Here is a 16619-nt window from a genome sequence, read left to right as displayed (position 1 = left end):
AAATTCCGTGTGTGTGGGCGTCGAGGCTGCCGTTGAGAGAGGCAGTTAGTGCGCTGGCAGTGCCGCCGGGCATTGGCTCAGGAAGGCTTGCAGCACCTGCTGGTAGGCCTCGGTGGGCATCAGGTCAGTGTGTTTGGCGATGAAGCAGGCCACGCCTTGACGCTCCATATCGGCGTCCGCCACGAGGTAGAAGTCGGGAATTTCCTGCACGCTTGCGATCTGCTTCCAGGCCAGGCTGCTCTGACCTCCGCGGGTGTTGAGCAGGGTGAAGCCCTGGTCGTCGAAGTTCAGGCAATAGGTGCCTTCGACGGCCCGCAAGCGGGTTTCGATCAGGCGCTGACTCAACCCGCGCAACGGCGCTTGGGGTTTGATCGGGGTGGCGGCAATCCGGGCTTGCAGGTGCTTGATCCAGCGCCCGGAAAAGCGCCACCACAGGGGGATGAAGATCAAGGCGAACGCCACCATGGCGATGACCTTCTCTGGGGTGAAGGTCCGCTCGGGGAAGTAGATCGACAGGCAGCCGCCGACCAGGCACAGGGTGAACATCACGGGACCGATCAAGCGGCCTTGCCACCGGGCAAATGTGCTCATGGCCCGGACATGCTGCTGATCATCCTTGAGCAATTCCTGCTTCAGCGGTTCGGCAATCCAGGCTTCGGTGTGGGCGGGAGTGATGCGGTAGTGCAATTCCATGGGGGCTGAATCCGAGGTCCGTGTTCGGTGAGGGCGGCAGTCTACCGGCTTCTGGGGTGTGTTGAGCAGCGGCGTGTGCGCCAACGCCGAGCGGCTGTTCAGGCTGGAAACTGCTCCAGATGTTGCTCCACCCACTGGTACAGGCGCTCGTCCAGCTGCGGCCGCTGCTGGTTGAAGTGGTCCTGGCAGCGGTTGAAGAACGGGTCCTGGTTGATGCGCATGGCCAGCTCGACGGGGCCTTCGCTCCCGGCGTGGGCGGCTCGTAGCTGCTGCTGGCGCTGATCGGCCTGCTCCAGGGTGTGCGCCAGGGTGTCCAGATGCAGGAGCCTGAACTGAGCGATGGCCTGGGGCAGATGAAAGTGCAGGGCGCTGTCGAAGCCTTCCCAGCCCTCGAAGGCCAGCCATTCGTGCAGGACCATGAAGCAGCGCGGTGCCGGGGCCAGCGCCTCCAGTCGTTGCAAATCCAGCCAGTACTGGCGCGGCAGCTGCTCGGCGGTTTCGATGGCCTGGGCGATCAGGTCCAGGGCCTGGCCCTTGTCCTGGTGATGCTTGCGCAGGATGCGCTGGGTCAGGGTGAAGCGCGCTTCTTCTATAGCGTGCAGGGCGCGGTTCAGGTCGTAACCGGCGTTGAGCAAGTGTTCCCGGGCTTGCTCGGGGGGCAGGCCGGATTTGTCTACCAGCACCTGCAACAGCTCGGCTTTGTAGAGCTCGGCGGCTTGCTGCGGATTATTGGCGCAACGGGCGAGCAGGGCCTGGGCATGGCGCAGGCCGATGGGGATCAGCTTGCGTAGCTGTTGCAGGGCCTGGGTGTGCGTCGGGTCCATCGACAGGGTGCCTTGATAGTCATTGCCGGCTGCGGCGGGAGGCTGATTATCCACCGCGCCGGGCAAAACCTGTAGCCGCTGCCGCAGGCTGCGAACGGCCCGAAGGGACGCGGGGTTCTCAAGGTCGCTGAAGGTCCTGCGGACCTTTTCGCAGCCTCGCGGGCTCGGCAGCGGCTACAAATGAGGTCGCGGTCGCGGTCGCAGTTCAGGTTGGGTGGTGTAGCCGCTGCCGCAGGCTGCGAACGGCCCGAAGGGACGCGGGGTTCTCAAGGTCGCTGAAGGTCCTGCGGACCTTTTCGCAGCCTCGCGAGCTCGGCAGCGGCTACAAATGAGGTCGCGGTCGTAGTTCAGGTTGGGTGGTGTAGCCGCTGCCGCAGGCTGCGAACGGCCCGAAGGGACGTGGGGTTCTCAAGGTCGCTGAAGGTCCTGCGGACCTTTTCGCAGCCTCGCAGGCTCGGCAGCGGCTACAGGTTGCGTCAGGGAGTGGTGCGGGCGCCGTCGAGCAGGGCGTCCACCACGGCGCGGGCCATTTCCACGGAATGCACCATGGACCAGATCAGCCCGCGCTCGATGCCGCTGGCCCGTTCGGTGATTTCATCGGACACCTCTTCGGCGCATTTGAGCAGCAAGGAAACGTGCATCAGCGCGTCTTCGGCATTCACCTGGGGCTGTACGGCGAACAGCGGGTGGCCCTGGGCGTCGCGCAGGCCGAAGGGGCGATGGTGGGTGCCGTGCAAGGCGGCCAGCAGGTTGGCGTTGGCGCGGTCCAGCTCCGGGTCGCGGCGTGGATGATCGGTGGACAAGGGTGGGTCGGGGACGAGCTTTTTCATGAGACTGGTTCCTTTAGCAATTTAAGAAACCGCCGGATCTCACTTCCACATGAGAGGGTGGCAGCCGTGCGCAGGTGTGGAAGACCGGGCTAAAGGAACCGGCGCACCCGAAGGTGCCCTACGCACAGCCGCCATAGATCGGGTACACCCAAGCCGCATCGGCAAGGGTGTTCGAATGAGACGACTGCACGTCCTTTATCCCAGACTTCCACATCCGGGCCGCTGATTTGGCAGCGGCACCGGGAGACTGCCTGATCGTTCGAAGGGGTACAAGGCGCTCAAAGGCGTGGGAGATTCTCTCGGATTTGCCCTACAAAACAAAGCGAATCCGCTTCGATGCCGGGCGGCATCGCCTGACAAATCGCGGCTTTTTTCCAGGTAAAAAAACGGCACACCGGTCAATCATAGGAGCAGAAAAATGATTTGATATTCAGTGAAATCAGGATTCGATAATCGGTCTATATTTGGGCTGAATATAGTGTAGGGTTCAAGCCGGCAGGATGATTGCGATCCTGCATAGTGAGCGTTAGGCATCCTGAGCGGCGAATTCGCACAGGATCAGTTCGTAGCAGGGCGGCGAGCACGTCGCCAAATGTAGGAGGTTTCACTCATGCGAGTTGAAACGGTCAGCTTTTTAAAACGATACGCATCCGACCTTCCTTTAGAGGAACCAATGGTCGTCACGCAAAACGGTGTGCCTGTTTACGTTGTCGAGTCTTACGTTGAGCGTAAGCGCCGCGACGAGGCAGTGGCGTTGGTGAAATTGCTCGCAGTCAGTTCGCGCGAGTACGCCCAAGGCAAGCATTGTTCGACTGATGAGCTCAAGGCCCGCCTGAGCAAGAGGTTTGCCCACAAATAAAAAGGGTGGGATAGATGTCAACACTGACCATCCGCTACACCGAAACCGCACAGCAAAGCATTGAAGACCAGATCGTGCATCTGGCCGACTATAGCGACCTTAAGTCCGCCTTTGAGCGGCTGGATGCTGTGATTGACGCTCTTCAGGACAAGCTCTTGTCCGCCCCGTTAGGCTACCCAGTCAGCCCTCAAGCAAGCGACCTGGGCATTTTGCATTACCGTGAGCTCAACACCGATGGATACCGGGTGTTCTACGAAATCGTAGATGCGGATCAGGCGATCGTGATTGGGCTGGTGCTGCGGGATAAGCAAAGCGTCGAGCAGGCACTTATTCGTTACTGCCTGCTGCATACCGATTAACGATTGTGGGTGTGAGCCTTCCGATGGGGTGTTTGAGCGTGTCACCCGCACTAGGACCGGGAAGGGGTCTTACCAATACGTTCTATGGAAATTAGATTCACGCGTTCGCCACTCTCCATCTTGTTCGAAATTTCGAAAAGTGAAGGGCGAGAGGGGGGCAGCGCTGCGTCTGTCATGAAGCGAAACTGTGCACAGCTTCCGCACTATCACGGCGCTCCACCAAGGGTCGGCGCTGAACAATAGGCGGTCTTGTTTCTGGGTTTCCGGGACTTCGTGAAAACCAAAAAAAAGGGCCTGGAGACGTATCTCCAAGCCCTCAAAAGGTGAGAGGTGTCTAGTCCCTCAACCTGGTGAGCGGTGTTGCATGTTTCGGGGTCGCGGCGGTTAGGCTTTCAGCGGAACCAGACGCGGGGCAATCATGTTTTCCGGACGCAGGATGTCGTCGAGCATGGCGTCGTCCAGCAGGCCTTCTTCGCGCACCAGTTCCAGTACGCCACGGCCACTTTCCAGGGCGATGCGGGCGATACGGGTGGCGTTTTCATAGCCGATGTACGGGTTCAGCGCGGTGACCAGGCCGATGGAGTGCTCCACCAGTTCGCGGCAACGGGTTTCGTTGGCGGTGATGCCGGTGATGCAGTGCTCGCGCAGCATGTCCATGGCGCGTTGCAGCAGGCGGATCGAGTCGAAGATCTTGAAGGCGATCAACGGCTCCATCACGTTCAGTTGCAGTTGGCCGCCTTCGGCCGCGATGGTCAGGGCCAGGTCGTTGCCGATGATCTGGAACGCCACTTGGTTGACCGCTTCCGGGATGACCGGGTTGACCTTGCCAGGCATGATCGAGCTGCCCGGCTGACGCGCTGGCAGGTTGATTTCGTTGATGCCGGTGCGTGGGCCGCTGGACAGCAGGCGCAGGTCGTTGCAGATCTTCGACAGCTTGACCGCGGTGCGCTTGAGCATGCCGGAGAACAGCACGAAGGCGCCCATGTCGGAGGTGGCTTCGATCAGGTCGGCAGCCGGTACCAGCGGCTGGCCGCTGATGGTGGCCAGGCGTTGTACGGCCAGGGCCTGGTAGCGCGGGTCGGCGTTGATGCCGGTGCCGATGGCGGTGCCGCCCAGGTTGACTTCGGTCAGCACTTCCGGCGCCAGGGTCTTCAGGCGAGCCAGGTCTTCACCCAGGGTGGTGGCGAAGGCCTTGAATTCCTGGCCGAGGGTCATCGGCACGGCGTCTTGCAGCTGGGTACGGCCCATTTTCAGGACGTGGCTGAATTCTTCACCCTTGGCGGCGAACGACTGGATCAGGCTGTCGAGGCTGGCCAGCAGGGCGTCGTGGCCCAGCAGCAGACCCAGGCGGATCGCGGTCGGGTAGGCGTCGTTGGTGGACTGCGCCATGTTCACGTCGTTGTTCGGGTGCAGGTACTGGTATTCGCCCTTGCTGTGGCCCATGGCCTCCAGCGCGATGTTGGCGATGACTTCGTTGGCATTCATGTTGGTGGAAGTGCCAGCGCCGCCTTGAATCATGTCCACCACGAACTCTTCGTGGAAGTCGCCACGGATCAGACGGGCACAGGCCTCGCTGATGGCCGCATGCTTGGCTTCGCTCAGATGACCCAGTTCGCGGTTGGCGTCAGCAGCTGCCTGCTTGACCATTGCCAGGGCCACGACCAGTTTTGGGTAGTGCGAAATCGGAACGCCGGAGAGACGGAAGTTGTTCACCGCTCGCAGGGTCTGGATGCCGTAATACGCTTGAGCCGGTACTTCGAGTACGCCAAGCAGGTCTTTTTCTGTGCGGAAAGATGCAGCGGAGGACATGACGGAGATCATCTCGGTAGGGACCCGGTCTGTGCCGGGAACGCTGCGAATCCTAGGCCGAAGGGAATTTTTGGGCCAATGCTGTTAAACACTGGGCTATGCATATTCGGCATAATGCCGGTGTGACGCCGCTTTGCCGGCGAGCGTGTGACCTAAAATGGTGCGTGTCCGGGAGGACGTGATGAATCTGGAAAGCAAATGGCTCGAGGACTTCAGTGCCTTGGCCGCCACCCGCAGCTTTTCCCAGGCTGCCGAGCGACGTTTCGTGACCCAGCCGGCCTTCAGTCGGCGCATCCGCAGCCTGGAAGCAGCCCTGGGCCTGACCCTGGTCAACCGCTCGCGCACGCCGGTGGAACTGACGGCGGCGGGGCAGTTGTTCCTGGTCACCGCGCGCACCGTGGTCGAACAGCTCGGCGAGGTGGTGCGTCACCTGCACCATCTGGAAGGCGGCCAGGGCGAAGTGATGCAGGTGGCCGCGGCCCACTCCCTGGCGCTGGGTTTCTTCCCGCGCTGGATCGCGCAACTGCGCAATGAAGGGCTGAACATCGCCACGCGGCTGGTGGCCACCAACGTCGGTGATGCGGTGCACGCCCTGCGCGAAGGCGGCTGCGACCTGATGCTGGCCTTCTATGACCCGGACGCGGCCTTGCAGATGGACTCGGAAATCTTCCCCTCGCTGCACCTGGGGCACACCGAGATGCTCCCGGTGTGCGCTGCCGATGCCCAGGGCAAGCCGCTGTTCGATCTGGAAGGCGAGGCCAGTGTGCCGTTGCTGGCGTACAGCGCCGGGGCCTTTCTCGGGCGTTCGGTGAACCTGCTGCTGCGCCAGCGCAACCTGCGTTTCACCACGGTTTATGAGACCGCCATGGCCGACAGCCTCAAGAGCATGGCGTTGGAAGGGCTGGGCATTGCCTGGGTGCCGCAGTTGAGCGTGCGCGCCGAACTGGCCCGGGGCGAGTTGGTGGTCTGTGGTGGTGCGCAATGGCATGTGCCGCTGGAGATCCGCCTGTACCGCTGCGCCCTGGTGCGCAAGGCCAACGTGCGCTTGCTCTGGCGCAAGCTGGAAGGCGCCGCCGCACAAGCGACGGGCAACGCATGAGCCTGTTGCCGGTGTTGCAGATCGCGAGGGATTTTCAGCGTCGGCAATGCCAGACCCTGTAGCCGCTGCCGCAGGTTCGGGCCGCGTTCGGATGCTCGGCCCCGCAGGGGCCGCCAAACCTGGCGCTGCGAAGTGTCTGAAGGATTGGGGATATAGCTCTGGCGCCGGCTGCGCCGTCGTTCGCAGCCTGCGGCAGCGGCTACAGGGAACTGGTCTGGCTGCGAGAGGTTTTCAGTTCGGGGAGACTGACTTCAGAGTCAATAAAACCGGGGTTTTGCGCCGGAAATACTTTGTTCGACAGATGGTCGGCGAAAGTGCGTTTAGCGCGGCTTTTTCGGTATACTGCGCGGCCTTCGGCCGGTTCGTCCGGCCATAATTCGTACAGTCAAGCCACGCATTTTCGCGTGGCTTGTTGTTTTTGACGCGCCCGCGGGCGCCCAGAGAGAAGAGGCACGACGATGAGTGCACTGGTTGGCGTGATCATGGGCTCCAAGTCCGATTGGTCCACCCTTAGCCACACCGCCGATATGCTGGAAAAGCTCGGCATCCCTTACGAGGTGAAGGTGGTGTCCGCACACCGCACCCCGGACCTGCTGTTCCAGTACGCCGAAGAGGCTGAGGCGCGTGGCATCGAGGTGATCATCGCCGGTGCCGGCGGCGCGGCGCACTTGCCGGGCATGTGCGCGGCCAAGACCCACCTGCCGGTGCTGGGCGTGCCGGTGCAGTCGTCGATGCTCTCGGGCGTGGATTCGCTGCTGTCCATCGTGCAGATGCCCGCCGGCATCCCCGTGGCCACCCTGGCCATCGGCAAGGCGGGCGCTATCAACGCGGCCCTGCTCTCGGCGAGCATCCTGGGCGCCAAGCACCCGCAGTTCCATGCGGTGCTGAAAAAATTCCGTGCTGAACAGACAGACAGCGTCCTGGACAATCCAGACCCGCGCGTCGCCTGAGGTTGTTGACGATGAAGATCGGTGTAATCGGTGGCGGCCAGTTGGGCCGCATGTTGGCCCTGGCGGGGACTCCGCTGGGAATGAACTTCGCTTTCCTCGACCCGGCGCCGGATGCGTGCGCCGCTGCCCTGGGCGAACACCTGCGGGCCGACTACGGCGACCAGGACCACCTGCGCCAGCTGGCCGATGAAGTGGACCTGGTGACCTTCGAATTCGAGAGCGTGCCGGCGGAAACCGTGGCCTTCCTCTCGCAGTTCGTGCCGGTCTACCCGAGCGCCGAAGCCCTGCGCATCGCTCGTGATCGCTGGTTCGAGAAGAGCATGTTCAAGGACCTGGGAATTCCTACCCCGGAGTTTGCCGACATCCAGTCCCAGGCGGATCTCGACGCCGCCGTGGCGCGCATCGGCCTGCCGGCCGTGCTCAAGACCCGCACCCTGGGTTACGACGGCAAGGGCCAGAAGGTCCTGCGCAGCGCCGCCGACGTCGCAGGCACCTTCGCCGAACTGGGCAGCGTGCCTTGCCTGCTCGAAGGCTTCGTGCCGTTCACCGGTGAAGTCTCGCTGATCGCCGTGCGTGCCCGTGACGGTGAAACCCGTTTCTACCCGCTGGTGCACAACACCCACGACAGCGGCATCCTGCGCCTGTCGGTGGCCAGCAGCGATCACCCGCTGCAGGCCCTGGCCGAGGACTACTCCAGCCGCGTGCTCAAGCAGCTGGATTACGTCGGCGTGATGGCGTTCGAGTTCTTCGAAGTCGACGGCGGCCTCAAGGCCAACGAGATCGCCCCGCGGGTGCACAACTCCGGGCACTGGACCACCGAAGGCACCGAGTGCAGCCAGTTCGAAAACCACCTGCGGGCGGTAGCCGGTCTCCCTCTGGGTTCCACAGCCAAAGTCGGTGAGAGCGCCATGATCAACTTCATCGGCGAAGTGCCGCCGGTGGACAAAGTCATCGCCATCGACGACTGCCACCTGCATCACTACGGCAAGGCCTTCAAGGCCGGACGCAAGGTCGGCCACGCCAACCTGCGTTGCGCCGATCAGGCGACCCTGCAAGCGCAGATCCTCAAGGTGCAAGCGCTGATCGCCGAGTAACAAATCCTCCGGCTGGCGGGAACCTTCGTTTCCCGCCGTTCTCTGATAGCAGGATGCCAAAGTGCTGGCTAGGCTTTGGCTTGATCCCCCCCTTACAGAGGAACAGCCATGGGCATTATTGGAACCATTTTCATCGGCTTGATCGTTGGTCTGCTGGCGCGTTTCCTCAAGCCGGGAGACGACAGCATGGGCTGGATCATGACCATCCTGCTGGGTATCGGCGGCTCGCTGGCGGCCACTTATGGCGGTCAGGCGCTGGGTATTTATCAGGCTGGCCAGGGCGCCGGTTTCATCGGTGCGCTGGTGGGCGCGGTCGTCCTGCTGGTGATCTACGGCTTCGTCAAGAAAAGCTGATTCCCCCCTGCAAGCCCCCTCTGCCGCTCGTGCCGAGGGGAGCCCTTTTCTTCATCTGAAACTTCAACGCAGCCGACGCTTTGGGCACTAGAATGCCCGGGTTTTTCCGTCCTTCCTTTTTGACCGAGCCACCCTCTCATGCGCCGTCTTCTATTGACCTTTGTTCTGCTGGGCTGCGGCCTGGCCCAGGCTGGCGAACTGCCGGAAACCGACTGGCTGGAGCTGATGCCCAAGTCGGACCAGAAAGCCCTGGAGCAGATGCCGGAAATCGACCACAACTCCCCCGAAGCCAATGGCACCTTCACCGAAAAGGGCGGCCTGAAGCAGAGCAAGGGCTTGCCGGCGGTGATGTATTCCACCAAGACCGTGCCGGCGATGAACGACAAGCAGATCCGCCTCGGCGGCTATCCGGTGCCGCTGGAGGCTGATGCCAAGGGGCGCAGCACGCTGTTTTTCCTGGTGCCGTACCCGGGCGCCTGCATCCACGTGCCGCCACCGCCGCCCAACCAGCTGGTGCTGGTGCGCTTTCCCAAGGGCGTGAAGCTGGAGGACATCTACACGCCGCTGTGGGTGACCGGCACCTTGAAGATCGAGACGGTCAGCAATGACCTGGCCGACGCGGCCTACGCCCTGGATGCGGCGAAGGTGCGGGTGGTGCAGGAATCGGATCTCTGAAGCCGCAGCGCTGAATGTGCCTTCCAAACGGCTCTGTTGAACTGGACCGCTGAAGGCATTTGTAGGAGCCGGCTTGCCGGCGAAAGCGGCCTCAAGAACGCTGACGGTCCTGAGGGCCTCTTCGCTGGCAAGCCAGCTCCTACGCAGCTAGGTGGGGTCAGAGCGGGGCGGCGCTGATGCTCACGCTCAGGGTGTGGCGGGCGCCAGGTGCCAGGGTGACGATGTCGTCCATCACGTTGGCGGTCTCGATGCACAGCATGCGCTGCCAGCCGTCGTTGGCCATGTCGCCAAATTGCGCGGCGCGGTCGATCCAGGGGTTCCAGATCACGGCGGTGCGCGAGCCTGCGCTGTTCAGGCGAATCCGTCGTTGCCAGTCCGGATCAACGATATCCAGCTGCGCCGGGACGTTCAGGTAGATGCGGTCGGTCTCGCCGCTAAAGTGCAGGGCGCCGCTCTGGACCTTGGTGGTCCAGTCTTCCAGGGTTTCGATGTAGTTCAGCCCGTCCAGGCCTTCGACCTGCACCTTGCGCACATCGCTGACCGCGAAATAGCTGTGCAGCGCCTGGCTGATGCTCACGCTTTCTGTGCCCAGGTTATGGCTGGTGAGGCTGATGTGCAGTTGCTCGTCGAGGCGGATGCTCAGGCTCGGTTCCACCTGATGGGGCCAGCCAGGAAAGCCGCCAGCGGGGCAGGGCAGGCGCAGCCGTACCAGCAAGCTGTCGCCGTCGCTTTCGATGCCTTGCAGTTCCCAGTCGCTGGCCCGCACCAGGCCGTGGGCCGGCGCCGGTTCAGCGCTTTGGCGCATGGCCTGCACGCTGTGCGGGTTGCGTGCAAAGTTGCCGAACCAGGGCCAGCACACCGGAACCCCGGCGCGAATGCTCTTGCCGGTCTTGAACTGCGCCTCGTCGTTGAGCCAGATCAGCGGCTGTTGCCCGGCCACTTGATAACTGAGGATGTGCGCGCCTTGCTGGGCCACCAGCAGTTCGGCATCACCGTGGCGGATGCGCCAGCAGTTCAGTTCATCCAGTTTCACTGTTTCAACGTGGGGCGTGGGCATGCTGCGGTTCTCGTTAGGGTGGCTTGGGCGTTGTAGGAACCTAGCGCGCTCGGGGCGGAACCGAACGGGTGCGGCCGCTGCCGTCGATGGCGACGAACACGAACACCGCCTCGGTGACCTTGCGCCATTCGCTGGACAGCGGGTCGTCGCTCCACACTTCCACCATCATCTGGATCGAGCTGCGGCCGATCTCCAGGGTCTGGGTATAGAAGGACAGTTGCGCGCCCACCGCCACCGGCACCAGGAACGCCATGCGATCGATGGCCACGGTAGCGACTCGGCCACCGGCGACGCGGCTGGCCATGGCGGTGCCCGCCAGGTCCATCTGCGCCACCAGCCAGCCGCCGAAAATATCGCCAAAGCCGTTGGTTTCCCGGGGCAAAGCGGTGATTTGCAGGGCCAGGTCGCCTTGCGGGATTGGATCTTCTTGTTCGAGTTCTATCATGCCGAGGGGCCTCTGACCCGTGACGCTTCATGGTGACTTCAGGTGAATAGCCGTCTTCAGGAAAAACGATTCAGCCCGAACACACTGCGTTCGTCACGTTCTTTCTAAGGCGTGCTATAGGGAAACTCTGCGAAATCGGCTGCTCATGCACTGTGAGAACTACTGCGCTCAGCAATACTGCGTTAGAAACAGGCACGGATTGCTCATTTACAACACGTAGACTCCGCATCCGTGCCTGTTTCTGCCTTGCCTTGCCTTGCTTTCGCTCGCTACGTTCTCACAGCGCATGAGGACAACGGGTTTTCGTACAGCAACCCTTGCCAGAAGCGGCTTTGCGCTTCGAGGTTTGCGAGTATATCGGTCGATAGACTCCGCGACGACCCACTCAGTTCGCAAATTTGTGAGTCATTTGTGCGCCGCTGTGTACGCATTCGAACAATTTGCTATCGTGCCGAACCTGCCAGGCCCCAACCAGCGCTGTTGCGGTTGCCGGAACCGACTAATAAGAGAAGCCCTTGCCATGACCACTGTGCCCTCGAGCGCCGCGCAGCCAGCGCAGCCCGCCCGTCCCTTGACCCGTAGTGATTACAAGACCCTGTCGCTGTCTGCCTTGGGCGGCGCGCTGGAGTTCTACGACTTCATCATCTTCGTGTTCTTCGCCACCGTGGTCGGCAAGCTGTTCTTCCCGGCGGACATGCCCGAGTGGCTGCGCCTTATGCAGACCTTCGGCATCTTCGCCGCCGGCTACCTGGCCCGTCCTCTGGGCGGGATCGTCATGGCGCACTTCGGCGACCTGCTGGGGCGCAAGAAGATGTTCACCCTGAGCATCTTCATGATGGCGGTGCCGACCCTGATCATGGGCCTCTTGCCGACCTACGCGCAGATTGGCCTATGGGCGCCGATCCTGCTGTTGCTGATGCGGGTGATCCAGGGCGCGGCCATCGGTGGAGAAGTGCCCGGCGCCTGGGTCTTTGTTTCCGAACATGTGCCTCAGCGGCATATCGGCTACGCCTGCGGCACCCTGACGGCGGGCCTGACCGCCGGCATTCTCCTGGGCTCGCTGGTGGCCACCGCCATCAATAGCATCTACACCCCGGTGGAAGTGGCCGACTACGCCTGGCGGATTCCGTTCCTGCTGGGCGGGGTGTTCGGCCTGTTCTCGGTGTACCTGCGCCGCCTGCTGCACGAAACCCCGGTGTTCGCCGAGCTGCAATTGCGCAAGGCCCTGGCCGAAGAGCTGCCCCTGCGCACCGTGCTGCGCGATCACCGTGGCGCCATTGTCATTTCCATGCTGCTGACCTGGCTGCTGTCCGCCGGGATCATCGTGGTGATCCTGATGACCCCGACGGTGCTGCAGACCGTCTATAAATTCCCGGCCATCACCGCCCTGGAAGCCAACAGCGTGGCCATTGTGTTCCTGAGCCTGGGCTGCGTGATCTCCGGGGTTCTGGCAGATCGTTTCGGCGCTGGCAAGGTGTTCGTGTTCGGCAGCGCCTTGCTGCTGGCCACTTCCTGGACCTTCTATCACGGCTTGCTGGATAACCCGCAGTGGCTGTTCCCGATGTATGCCCTGACCGGTCTGTTTGTCGGCACCATCGGCGCGGTGCCTTATGTGATGGTCAAGGCGTTCCCGGCGGTGGTGCGTTTCAGCGGCCTGTCGTTTTCCTACAACCTGGCCTACGCGATCTTCGGTGGCCTGACGCCGATGGTGGTGACCTGGCTGCTCAAGGAAAGCCCGATGGGGCCGGCTTACTATGTGGCAATCATTTGCGGCATCGGCCTGCTGGTGGGGCTGTACCTGTGGGCCAAGGGCCGCTGATCTGCGCCATCTTGTAGCCGCTGCCGCAGGCTGCGACAGGGCCGCAGGCCCTGCTGGGCGCTGAAGAGTGTCGCGACCCTGCGGGTCGGTCGCAGCCTTCGGCAGCGGCTACAGAGGTTTTTATCGCCGTATAAAGAAAGGCCCGTTTGCGTTCAGGAGTGCTGGCCTTTCATCTAATTGTCATATTCCGGACATAGAGTGTTCACACGGCCTACAGATACTTGGCCCCGACTTAACACACCCTATCTGCTAGGAGTAAGGCATGAAACTGAAGCGTTTGATGGCGGCAATGACCTTTGTCGCCGCTGGCGTTGCGACTGCCCACGCGGTTGCCGCTGTTGACCCTGCTATCCCGAGCTACACCAAGACCACTGGTGTGTCGGGCAACCTGTCCAGCGTCGGTTCCGATACTTTGGCGAACCTGATGACCCTGTGGGCCGAGAACTACAAAAAAGAATACCCGAACGTCAACATTCAGATTCAGGCCGCCGGTTCCGCCACCGCGCCACCTGCGCTGACCGAAGGCACCTCCAACCTGGGCCCGATGAGCCGCAAGATGAAGGACACCGAGCTGGCGGCCTTCGAGCAGAAGTACGGCTACAAGCCAACCGCTATCCCGGTGGCCGTGGACGCCCTGGCGGTGTTCGTGCACAAGGACAACCCGATCCAGCACCTGACCATGGAACAGGTCGACGCGATTTTCTCGTCCACCCGTCTGTGCGGCGCCAAGGCTGACGTAAAAACCTGGGGCGACCTGGGTGTGAAAGGCGATCTGGCCAACAAGCCGGTGCAACTGTTCGGCCGTAACTCGGTATCCGGCACCTACGGCTACTTCAAGGAAGAAGCCCTGTGCAAAGGCGACTTCAAGCCTAACGTCAACGAGCAGCCAGGTTCGGCTTCGGTGGTGCAGTCCATCAGCTCCTCGCTGAACGGCATCGGCTACTCGGGCATCGGCTACAAGACCGCCAGCGTGAAGACCGTGGCCCTGGCCAAGAAAGGCAGCAGCGACTTCATCGAAGACACCGAAGAAAACGCCCTGAACGGCAAGTACCCGCTGTCGCGCTTCCTCTACGTCTACATCAACAAAGCCCCGAACAAGCCTCTGGCCCCGCTGGAAGCCGAGTTCGTGAAACTGGTCCTGTCCAAGCAGGGTCAGGAAGTAGTGGTCAAGGACGGCTACATCCCGCTGCCAGCCAAGGTGGCCGCCAAGGCCCTGGCTGACCTGGGCCTGAAAGAAGGCGCATAAGCCGCCGCAGAAGGTCCGGGCTCCCCGGACCTTCTCGTTTTCGTAGGAGCGGGCCGGGCGGTAGCGCCCGCAAGGGCGACCCAGGCTCAAGGCCGGTTCGTCGGCCAGCCGGCTCCTGCAACCTCATTTTTCAACCCGCTGCCGGCTTTGCCACGTGGCGGATTTGTTGCGTCACTGCATTGTCATCTTTCTGTCATACAGGATCGCTAGGGTGTGCGCATGAATGATCTGGCCAATTCCCCCATGACTACGACTTCTCCCCCCAAGCGCATTGACTTCAATACGCCTGAACTGCAACGCAAGCGTCGCATTCGCGCGCTCAAAGACCGCCTGACCCGCTGGTACGTCCTTGTTGGCGGACTGGCGGTACTGGGTGCGATCACCCTGATCTTTTTCTTCCTCGCCTATGTCGTGGTGCCGCTGTTCCAGGGCGCCGACCTGACCGTCAAGGACCCGCTGACCCCGGCCTGGATGCAGGACGCCGGCAAGCCGCTGATGTTCTCCCTGGAAGAGCAGAACCAGGTCGGCATGCGCGTCTCCGACAAGGGCCAGGCGCTGTTCTTCGACATCGACAGCGGTGCCGAGCTGCGCAAGGTCGACCTGCCGATCCCGGCCGGCGCCAACGTGGTGTCCATCGGCAAGGACCAGCCCGGCAATCCGCTGGTGGTGGTCGGTCTGTCCAACGGTCAGGCCCTGGTGTTCCGCCACACCTACAAGGTCAGCTACCCGGACGGCAAGAAGACCATCTCACCGGCCATCGAGTACCCCTACGGCGACAGCCCGATCACCCTGAACGAGCAGGGCGGTGCCCTGGAGCACGTCAACCTCAACGCCACTGATTCGTCGCTGATCATCGCCGGTTCCACCGGTGCGCAACTGCATGTGCTGAAGCTGACCCGCGAAGAAAACATGATGACTGGCGAGGTCACCAGCGAGCAGAGCCGCATCGAGCTGCCGCAGATGACCGAGGCGGTGAAGGCCATGTACATCGATCCGCGCCAGCAATGGCTGTATGTGATCAATGGCCGGGCCCAGGCCGACGTGTTCAGCCTGCGGGACAAGAGCCTCAACGGTCGCTACAAACTGCTGGAAGACGCTGACACCGAAGTTACCGCCAGCACCCAGCTGGTGGGCGGCATCTCGCTGATCATCGGCACCTCCAAGGGTGGCCTGGCCCAGTGGTTCATGGCCCGCGACCCGGATGGCGAACTGCGCCTGAAGCAGATCCGCACCTTCCAGATGGGCACCGCGCCTATCGTTGAAATCACTGCCGAAGAGCGTCGCAAGGGCTTCGTTGCCCTGGACGCCGCCGGCAAGCTCGGGGTGTTCCACAGCACCGCCCACCGCACCCTGCTGGTGGATCAGGTGGTGGATGGCCAGGGCCTGTTCGGCCTGTCGCCACGGGCCAACCGGGTGATCGTCGAGGCCGGTGGCAAGCTGCAGCCGCTGCTGCTGGACAACCCGCACCCGGAAGTGTCCTGGAGCGCGCTGTGGAGCAAGGTCTGGTACGAGAACTACGACGAGCCTAAATACGTCTGGCAATCCACCGCGGCCAACACCGACTTCGAACCCAAGCTGAGCCTCTCGCCCCTGACCTTCGGCACCCTGAAGGCGGCGTTCTACGCCATGCTGCTGGCGGCGCCATTGGCCGTGGCAGCGGCGATCTATACCGCCTACTTCATGGCCCCGGGCATGCGCCGCAAGGTCAAGCCGGTGATCGAGCTGATGGAAGCGATGCCGACGGTGATCCTCGGCTTCTTCGCCGGCCTGTTCCTGGCGCCCTATGTCGAAGGTCATCTACCGGGCATCTTCAGCCTCTTGATGTTGCTGCCAATCGGCATTCTGGTGGCCGGTTTCATCTTCAGCCGCCTACCGGAGTCGATCCGCCTGAAAGTGCCGGATGGTTGGGAAAGTGCGCTGCTGATTCCGGTGATCCTGTTCGTGGGCTGGTTGTCGCTGTACATGAGCCCCTTCATGGAAAACTGGTTCTTCGGCGGCGACATGCGCATGTGGATCTCCCACGACCTGGGGATCACCTACGACCAGCGCAACGCCCTGGTGGTCGGCCTGGCCATGGGTTTTGCGGTGATTCCGAACATCTACTCCATCGCCGAAGACGCCGTGTTCAGCGTGCCTCGCGGCCTGACCCTGGGCTCTCTGGCCCTGGGCGCCACGCCGTGGCAGACCATGACGCGGGTGGTGATCCTCACCGCCAGCCCGGGGATCTTCTCGGCACTGATGATCGGCATGGGCCGCGCCGTGGGCGAGACCATGATCGTGCTGATGGCCACGGGCAACACCCCGATCATGGAAATGAACCTGTTCGAAGGCCTGCGCACCCTGGCCGCCAACGTCGCGGTGGAAATGCCCGAATCGGAAGTCGGCGGCAGCCACTACCGCGTGCTGTTCCTCTCGGCGCTGGTGCTGCTGTTGTTCACCTTCGTCATGAACACCCTCGCAGAACTGATTCGTCAGCGTCTGCGCAAGAAATACTCGTCGCTTTAAG

The 16619-nt window shown here is 62.4% G+C and carries 16 protein-coding genes; 10 read left to right on the top strand and 6 right to left on the bottom strand.

Annotated elements, in window-relative coordinates; genetic code table 11:
* Positions 1-45: 45 nt before the first annotated feature.
* The 3 genes from WIN67_RS30470 to WIN67_RS30460 form a co-directional block, all read right to left on the bottom strand.
* Positions 46-693 (bottom strand): hypothetical protein, encoded by a 648-nt coding sequence (locus tag WIN67_RS30470; protein WP_339070427.1) that lies wholly within the window; start codon positions 691-693, stop codon positions 46-48.
* Between the two features lie 98 nt (positions 694-791).
* Complete coding sequence (locus WIN67_RS30465) at positions 792-1571, bottom strand: hypothetical protein (RefSeq protein WP_339070426.1); 780 nt, start codon at positions 1569-1571, stop codon at positions 792-794.
* A 422-nt stretch (positions 1572-1993) separates the two neighbouring features.
* Positions 1994-2347: a DUF6124 family protein gene (locus tag WIN67_RS30460; RefSeq protein ID WP_339070425.1), complete on the bottom strand. Its 354-nt coding sequence runs from the start codon at positions 2345-2347 to the stop codon at positions 1994-1996.
* Between the two features lie 610 nt (positions 2348-2957).
* Here WIN67_RS30460 and WIN67_RS30455 point away from each other — a divergent pair.
* On the top strand, positions 2958-3206 hold the full coding sequence (locus tag WIN67_RS30455) for a prevent-host-death protein (RefSeq protein ID WP_025131512.1): 249 nt from the start codon (positions 2958-2960) through the stop codon (positions 3204-3206).
* Positions 3207-3220: 14 nt separating this feature from the next.
* Positions 3221-3565: a type II toxin-antitoxin system RelE/ParE family toxin gene (locus WIN67_RS30450; protein WP_103291506.1), complete on the top strand. Its 345-nt coding sequence runs from the start codon at positions 3221-3223 to the stop codon at positions 3563-3565.
* Positions 3566-3949: 384 nt separating this feature from the next.
* On the opposite strand, the gene aspA is transcribed toward WIN67_RS30450, so the two are convergent.
* Positions 3950-5374: an aspartate ammonia-lyase gene (aspA, locus tag WIN67_RS30445; RefSeq protein ID WP_102862326.1), complete on the bottom strand. Its 1425-nt coding sequence runs from the start codon at positions 5372-5374 to the stop codon at positions 3950-3952.
* A gap of 181 nt (positions 5375-5555) precedes the next feature.
* Between aspA and WIN67_RS30440 the strand changes: the two genes are divergently transcribed.
* The 5 genes from WIN67_RS30440 (at position 5556) to WIN67_RS30420 (ending at position 9546) form a co-directional block, all read left to right on the top strand.
* Positions 5556-6473: a LysR substrate-binding domain-containing protein gene (locus tag WIN67_RS30440; protein WP_110594200.1), complete on the top strand. Its 918-nt coding sequence runs from the start codon at positions 5556-5558 to the stop codon at positions 6471-6473.
* A 458-nt stretch (positions 6474-6931) separates the two neighbouring features.
* The gene (purE, locus tag WIN67_RS30435) at positions 6932-7423 is read left to right on the top strand and encodes a 5-(carboxyamino)imidazole ribonucleotide mutase (RefSeq protein ID WP_016967060.1); all 492 of its coding nucleotides are present in this window, start codon (positions 6932-6934) and stop codon (positions 7421-7423) included.
* Positions 7424-7434: 11 nt separating this feature from the next.
* Positions 7435-8517: a 5-(carboxyamino)imidazole ribonucleotide synthase gene (locus WIN67_RS30430; protein ID WP_102881331.1), complete on the top strand. Its 1083-nt coding sequence runs from the start codon at positions 7435-7437 to the stop codon at positions 8515-8517.
* Positions 8518-8625: 108 nt separating this feature from the next.
* Positions 8626-8871: a GlsB/YeaQ/YmgE family stress response membrane protein gene (locus WIN67_RS30425; protein ID WP_102862323.1), complete on the top strand. Its 246-nt coding sequence runs from the start codon at positions 8626-8628 to the stop codon at positions 8869-8871.
* A gap of 138 nt (positions 8872-9009) precedes the next feature.
* Positions 9010-9546 (top strand): DUF3299 domain-containing protein, encoded by a 537-nt coding sequence (locus tag WIN67_RS30420; protein WP_102881330.1) that lies wholly within the window; start codon positions 9010-9012, stop codon positions 9544-9546.
* A gap of 157 nt (positions 9547-9703) precedes the next feature.
* Here WIN67_RS30420 and WIN67_RS30415 read toward each other — a convergent pair whose 3' ends face one another.
* Both WIN67_RS30415 and WIN67_RS30410 read right to left on the bottom strand, forming a co-directional pair.
* Positions 9704-10603: a D-hexose-6-phosphate mutarotase gene (locus WIN67_RS30415; protein WP_110594202.1), complete on the bottom strand. Its 900-nt coding sequence runs from the start codon at positions 10601-10603 to the stop codon at positions 9704-9706.
* Positions 10604-10643: 40 nt separating this feature from the next.
* Positions 10644-11048 carry an acyl-CoA thioesterase gene (locus tag WIN67_RS30410; RefSeq protein WP_003229628.1) on the bottom strand — a complete coding sequence of 135 codons (405 nt, stop codon included), beginning with the start codon at positions 11046-11048 and terminating at the stop codon, positions 10644-10646.
* A gap of 520 nt (positions 11049-11568) precedes the next feature.
* Here WIN67_RS30410 and WIN67_RS30405 point away from each other — a divergent pair.
* From WIN67_RS30405 to WIN67_RS30395, 3 genes are all read left to right on the top strand, one after another.
* Entirely contained in the window at positions 11569-12867 is a 1299-nt protein-coding gene (locus tag WIN67_RS30405) for an MFS transporter (protein WP_110594203.1), read from the top strand.
* Between the two features lie 262 nt (positions 12868-13129).
* Positions 13130-14113, top strand: coding sequence for a phosphate ABC transporter substrate-binding protein PstS (locus tag WIN67_RS30400; RefSeq protein ID WP_102881328.1), 984 nt, complete (start codon positions 13130-13132; stop codon positions 14111-14113).
* 219 nt (positions 14114-14332) lie between these two features.
* On the top strand, positions 14333-16618 hold the full coding sequence (locus WIN67_RS30395; protein WP_102862318.1) for an ABC transporter permease subunit: 2286 nt from the start codon (positions 14333-14335) through the stop codon (positions 16616-16618).
* Position 16619: the final 1 nt, after the last annotated feature.

The organism is Pseudomonas idahonensis (assembly GCF_037903935.1).
In the GTDB taxonomy this organism is placed as follows: Bacteria; Pseudomonadota; Gammaproteobacteria; order Pseudomonadales; family Pseudomonadaceae; genus Aquipseudomonas; species Aquipseudomonas danubii.
This window is presented reverse-complemented; position numbering and strand designations above follow the sequence as displayed.

Excerpts from the sequence above, each read along its gene's own strand:
- WIN67_RS30470 (WP_339070427.1), bottom strand. The coding sequence starts at position 693 with ATGGAATTGCACTACCGCATCACTCCCGCCCACACCGAAGCCTGGATT.
- WIN67_RS30460 (WP_339070425.1), bottom strand. The coding sequence starts at position 2,347 with ATGAAAAAGCTCGTCCCCGACCCACCCTTGTCCACCGATCATCCACGC.
- WIN67_RS30455 (WP_025131512.1), top strand. The coding sequence starts at position 2,958 with ATGCGAGTTGAAACGGTCAGCTTTTTAAAACGATACGCATCCGACCTT.
- WIN67_RS30450 (WP_103291506.1), top strand. The coding sequence starts at position 3,221 with ATGTCAACACTGACCATCCGCTACACCGAAACCGCACAGCAAAGCATT.
- aspA (WP_102862326.1), bottom strand. The coding sequence starts at position 5,374 with ATGTCCTCCGCTGCATCTTTCCGCACAGAAAAAGACCTGCTTGGCGTA.
- WIN67_RS30440 (WP_110594200.1), top strand. The coding sequence starts at position 5,556 with ATGAATCTGGAAAGCAAATGGCTCGAGGACTTCAGTGCCTTGGCCGCC.
- purE (WP_016967060.1), top strand. The coding sequence starts at position 6,932 with ATGAGTGCACTGGTTGGCGTGATCATGGGCTCCAAGTCCGATTGGTCC.
- WIN67_RS30430 (WP_102881331.1), top strand. The coding sequence starts at position 7,435 with ATGAAGATCGGTGTAATCGGTGGCGGCCAGTTGGGCCGCATGTTGGCC.
- WIN67_RS30425 (WP_102862323.1), top strand. The coding sequence starts at position 8,626 with ATGGGCATTATTGGAACCATTTTCATCGGCTTGATCGTTGGTCTGCTG.
- WIN67_RS30420 (WP_102881330.1), top strand. The coding sequence starts at position 9,010 with ATGCGCCGTCTTCTATTGACCTTTGTTCTGCTGGGCTGCGGCCTGGCC.
- WIN67_RS30415 (WP_110594202.1), bottom strand. The coding sequence starts at position 10,603 with ATGCCCACGCCCCACGTTGAAACAGTGAAACTGGATGAACTGAACTGC.
- WIN67_RS30410 (WP_003229628.1), bottom strand. The coding sequence starts at position 11,048 with ATGATAGAACTCGAACAAGAAGATCCAATCCCGCAAGGCGACCTGGCC.
- WIN67_RS30405 (WP_110594203.1), top strand. The coding sequence starts at position 11,569 with ATGACCACTGTGCCCTCGAGCGCCGCGCAGCCAGCGCAGCCCGCCCGT.
- WIN67_RS30400 (WP_102881328.1), top strand. The coding sequence starts at position 13,130 with ATGAAACTGAAGCGTTTGATGGCGGCAATGACCTTTGTCGCCGCTGGC.
- WIN67_RS30395 (WP_102862318.1), top strand. The coding sequence starts at position 14,333 with ATGAATGATCTGGCCAATTCCCCCATGACTACGACTTCTCCCCCCAAG.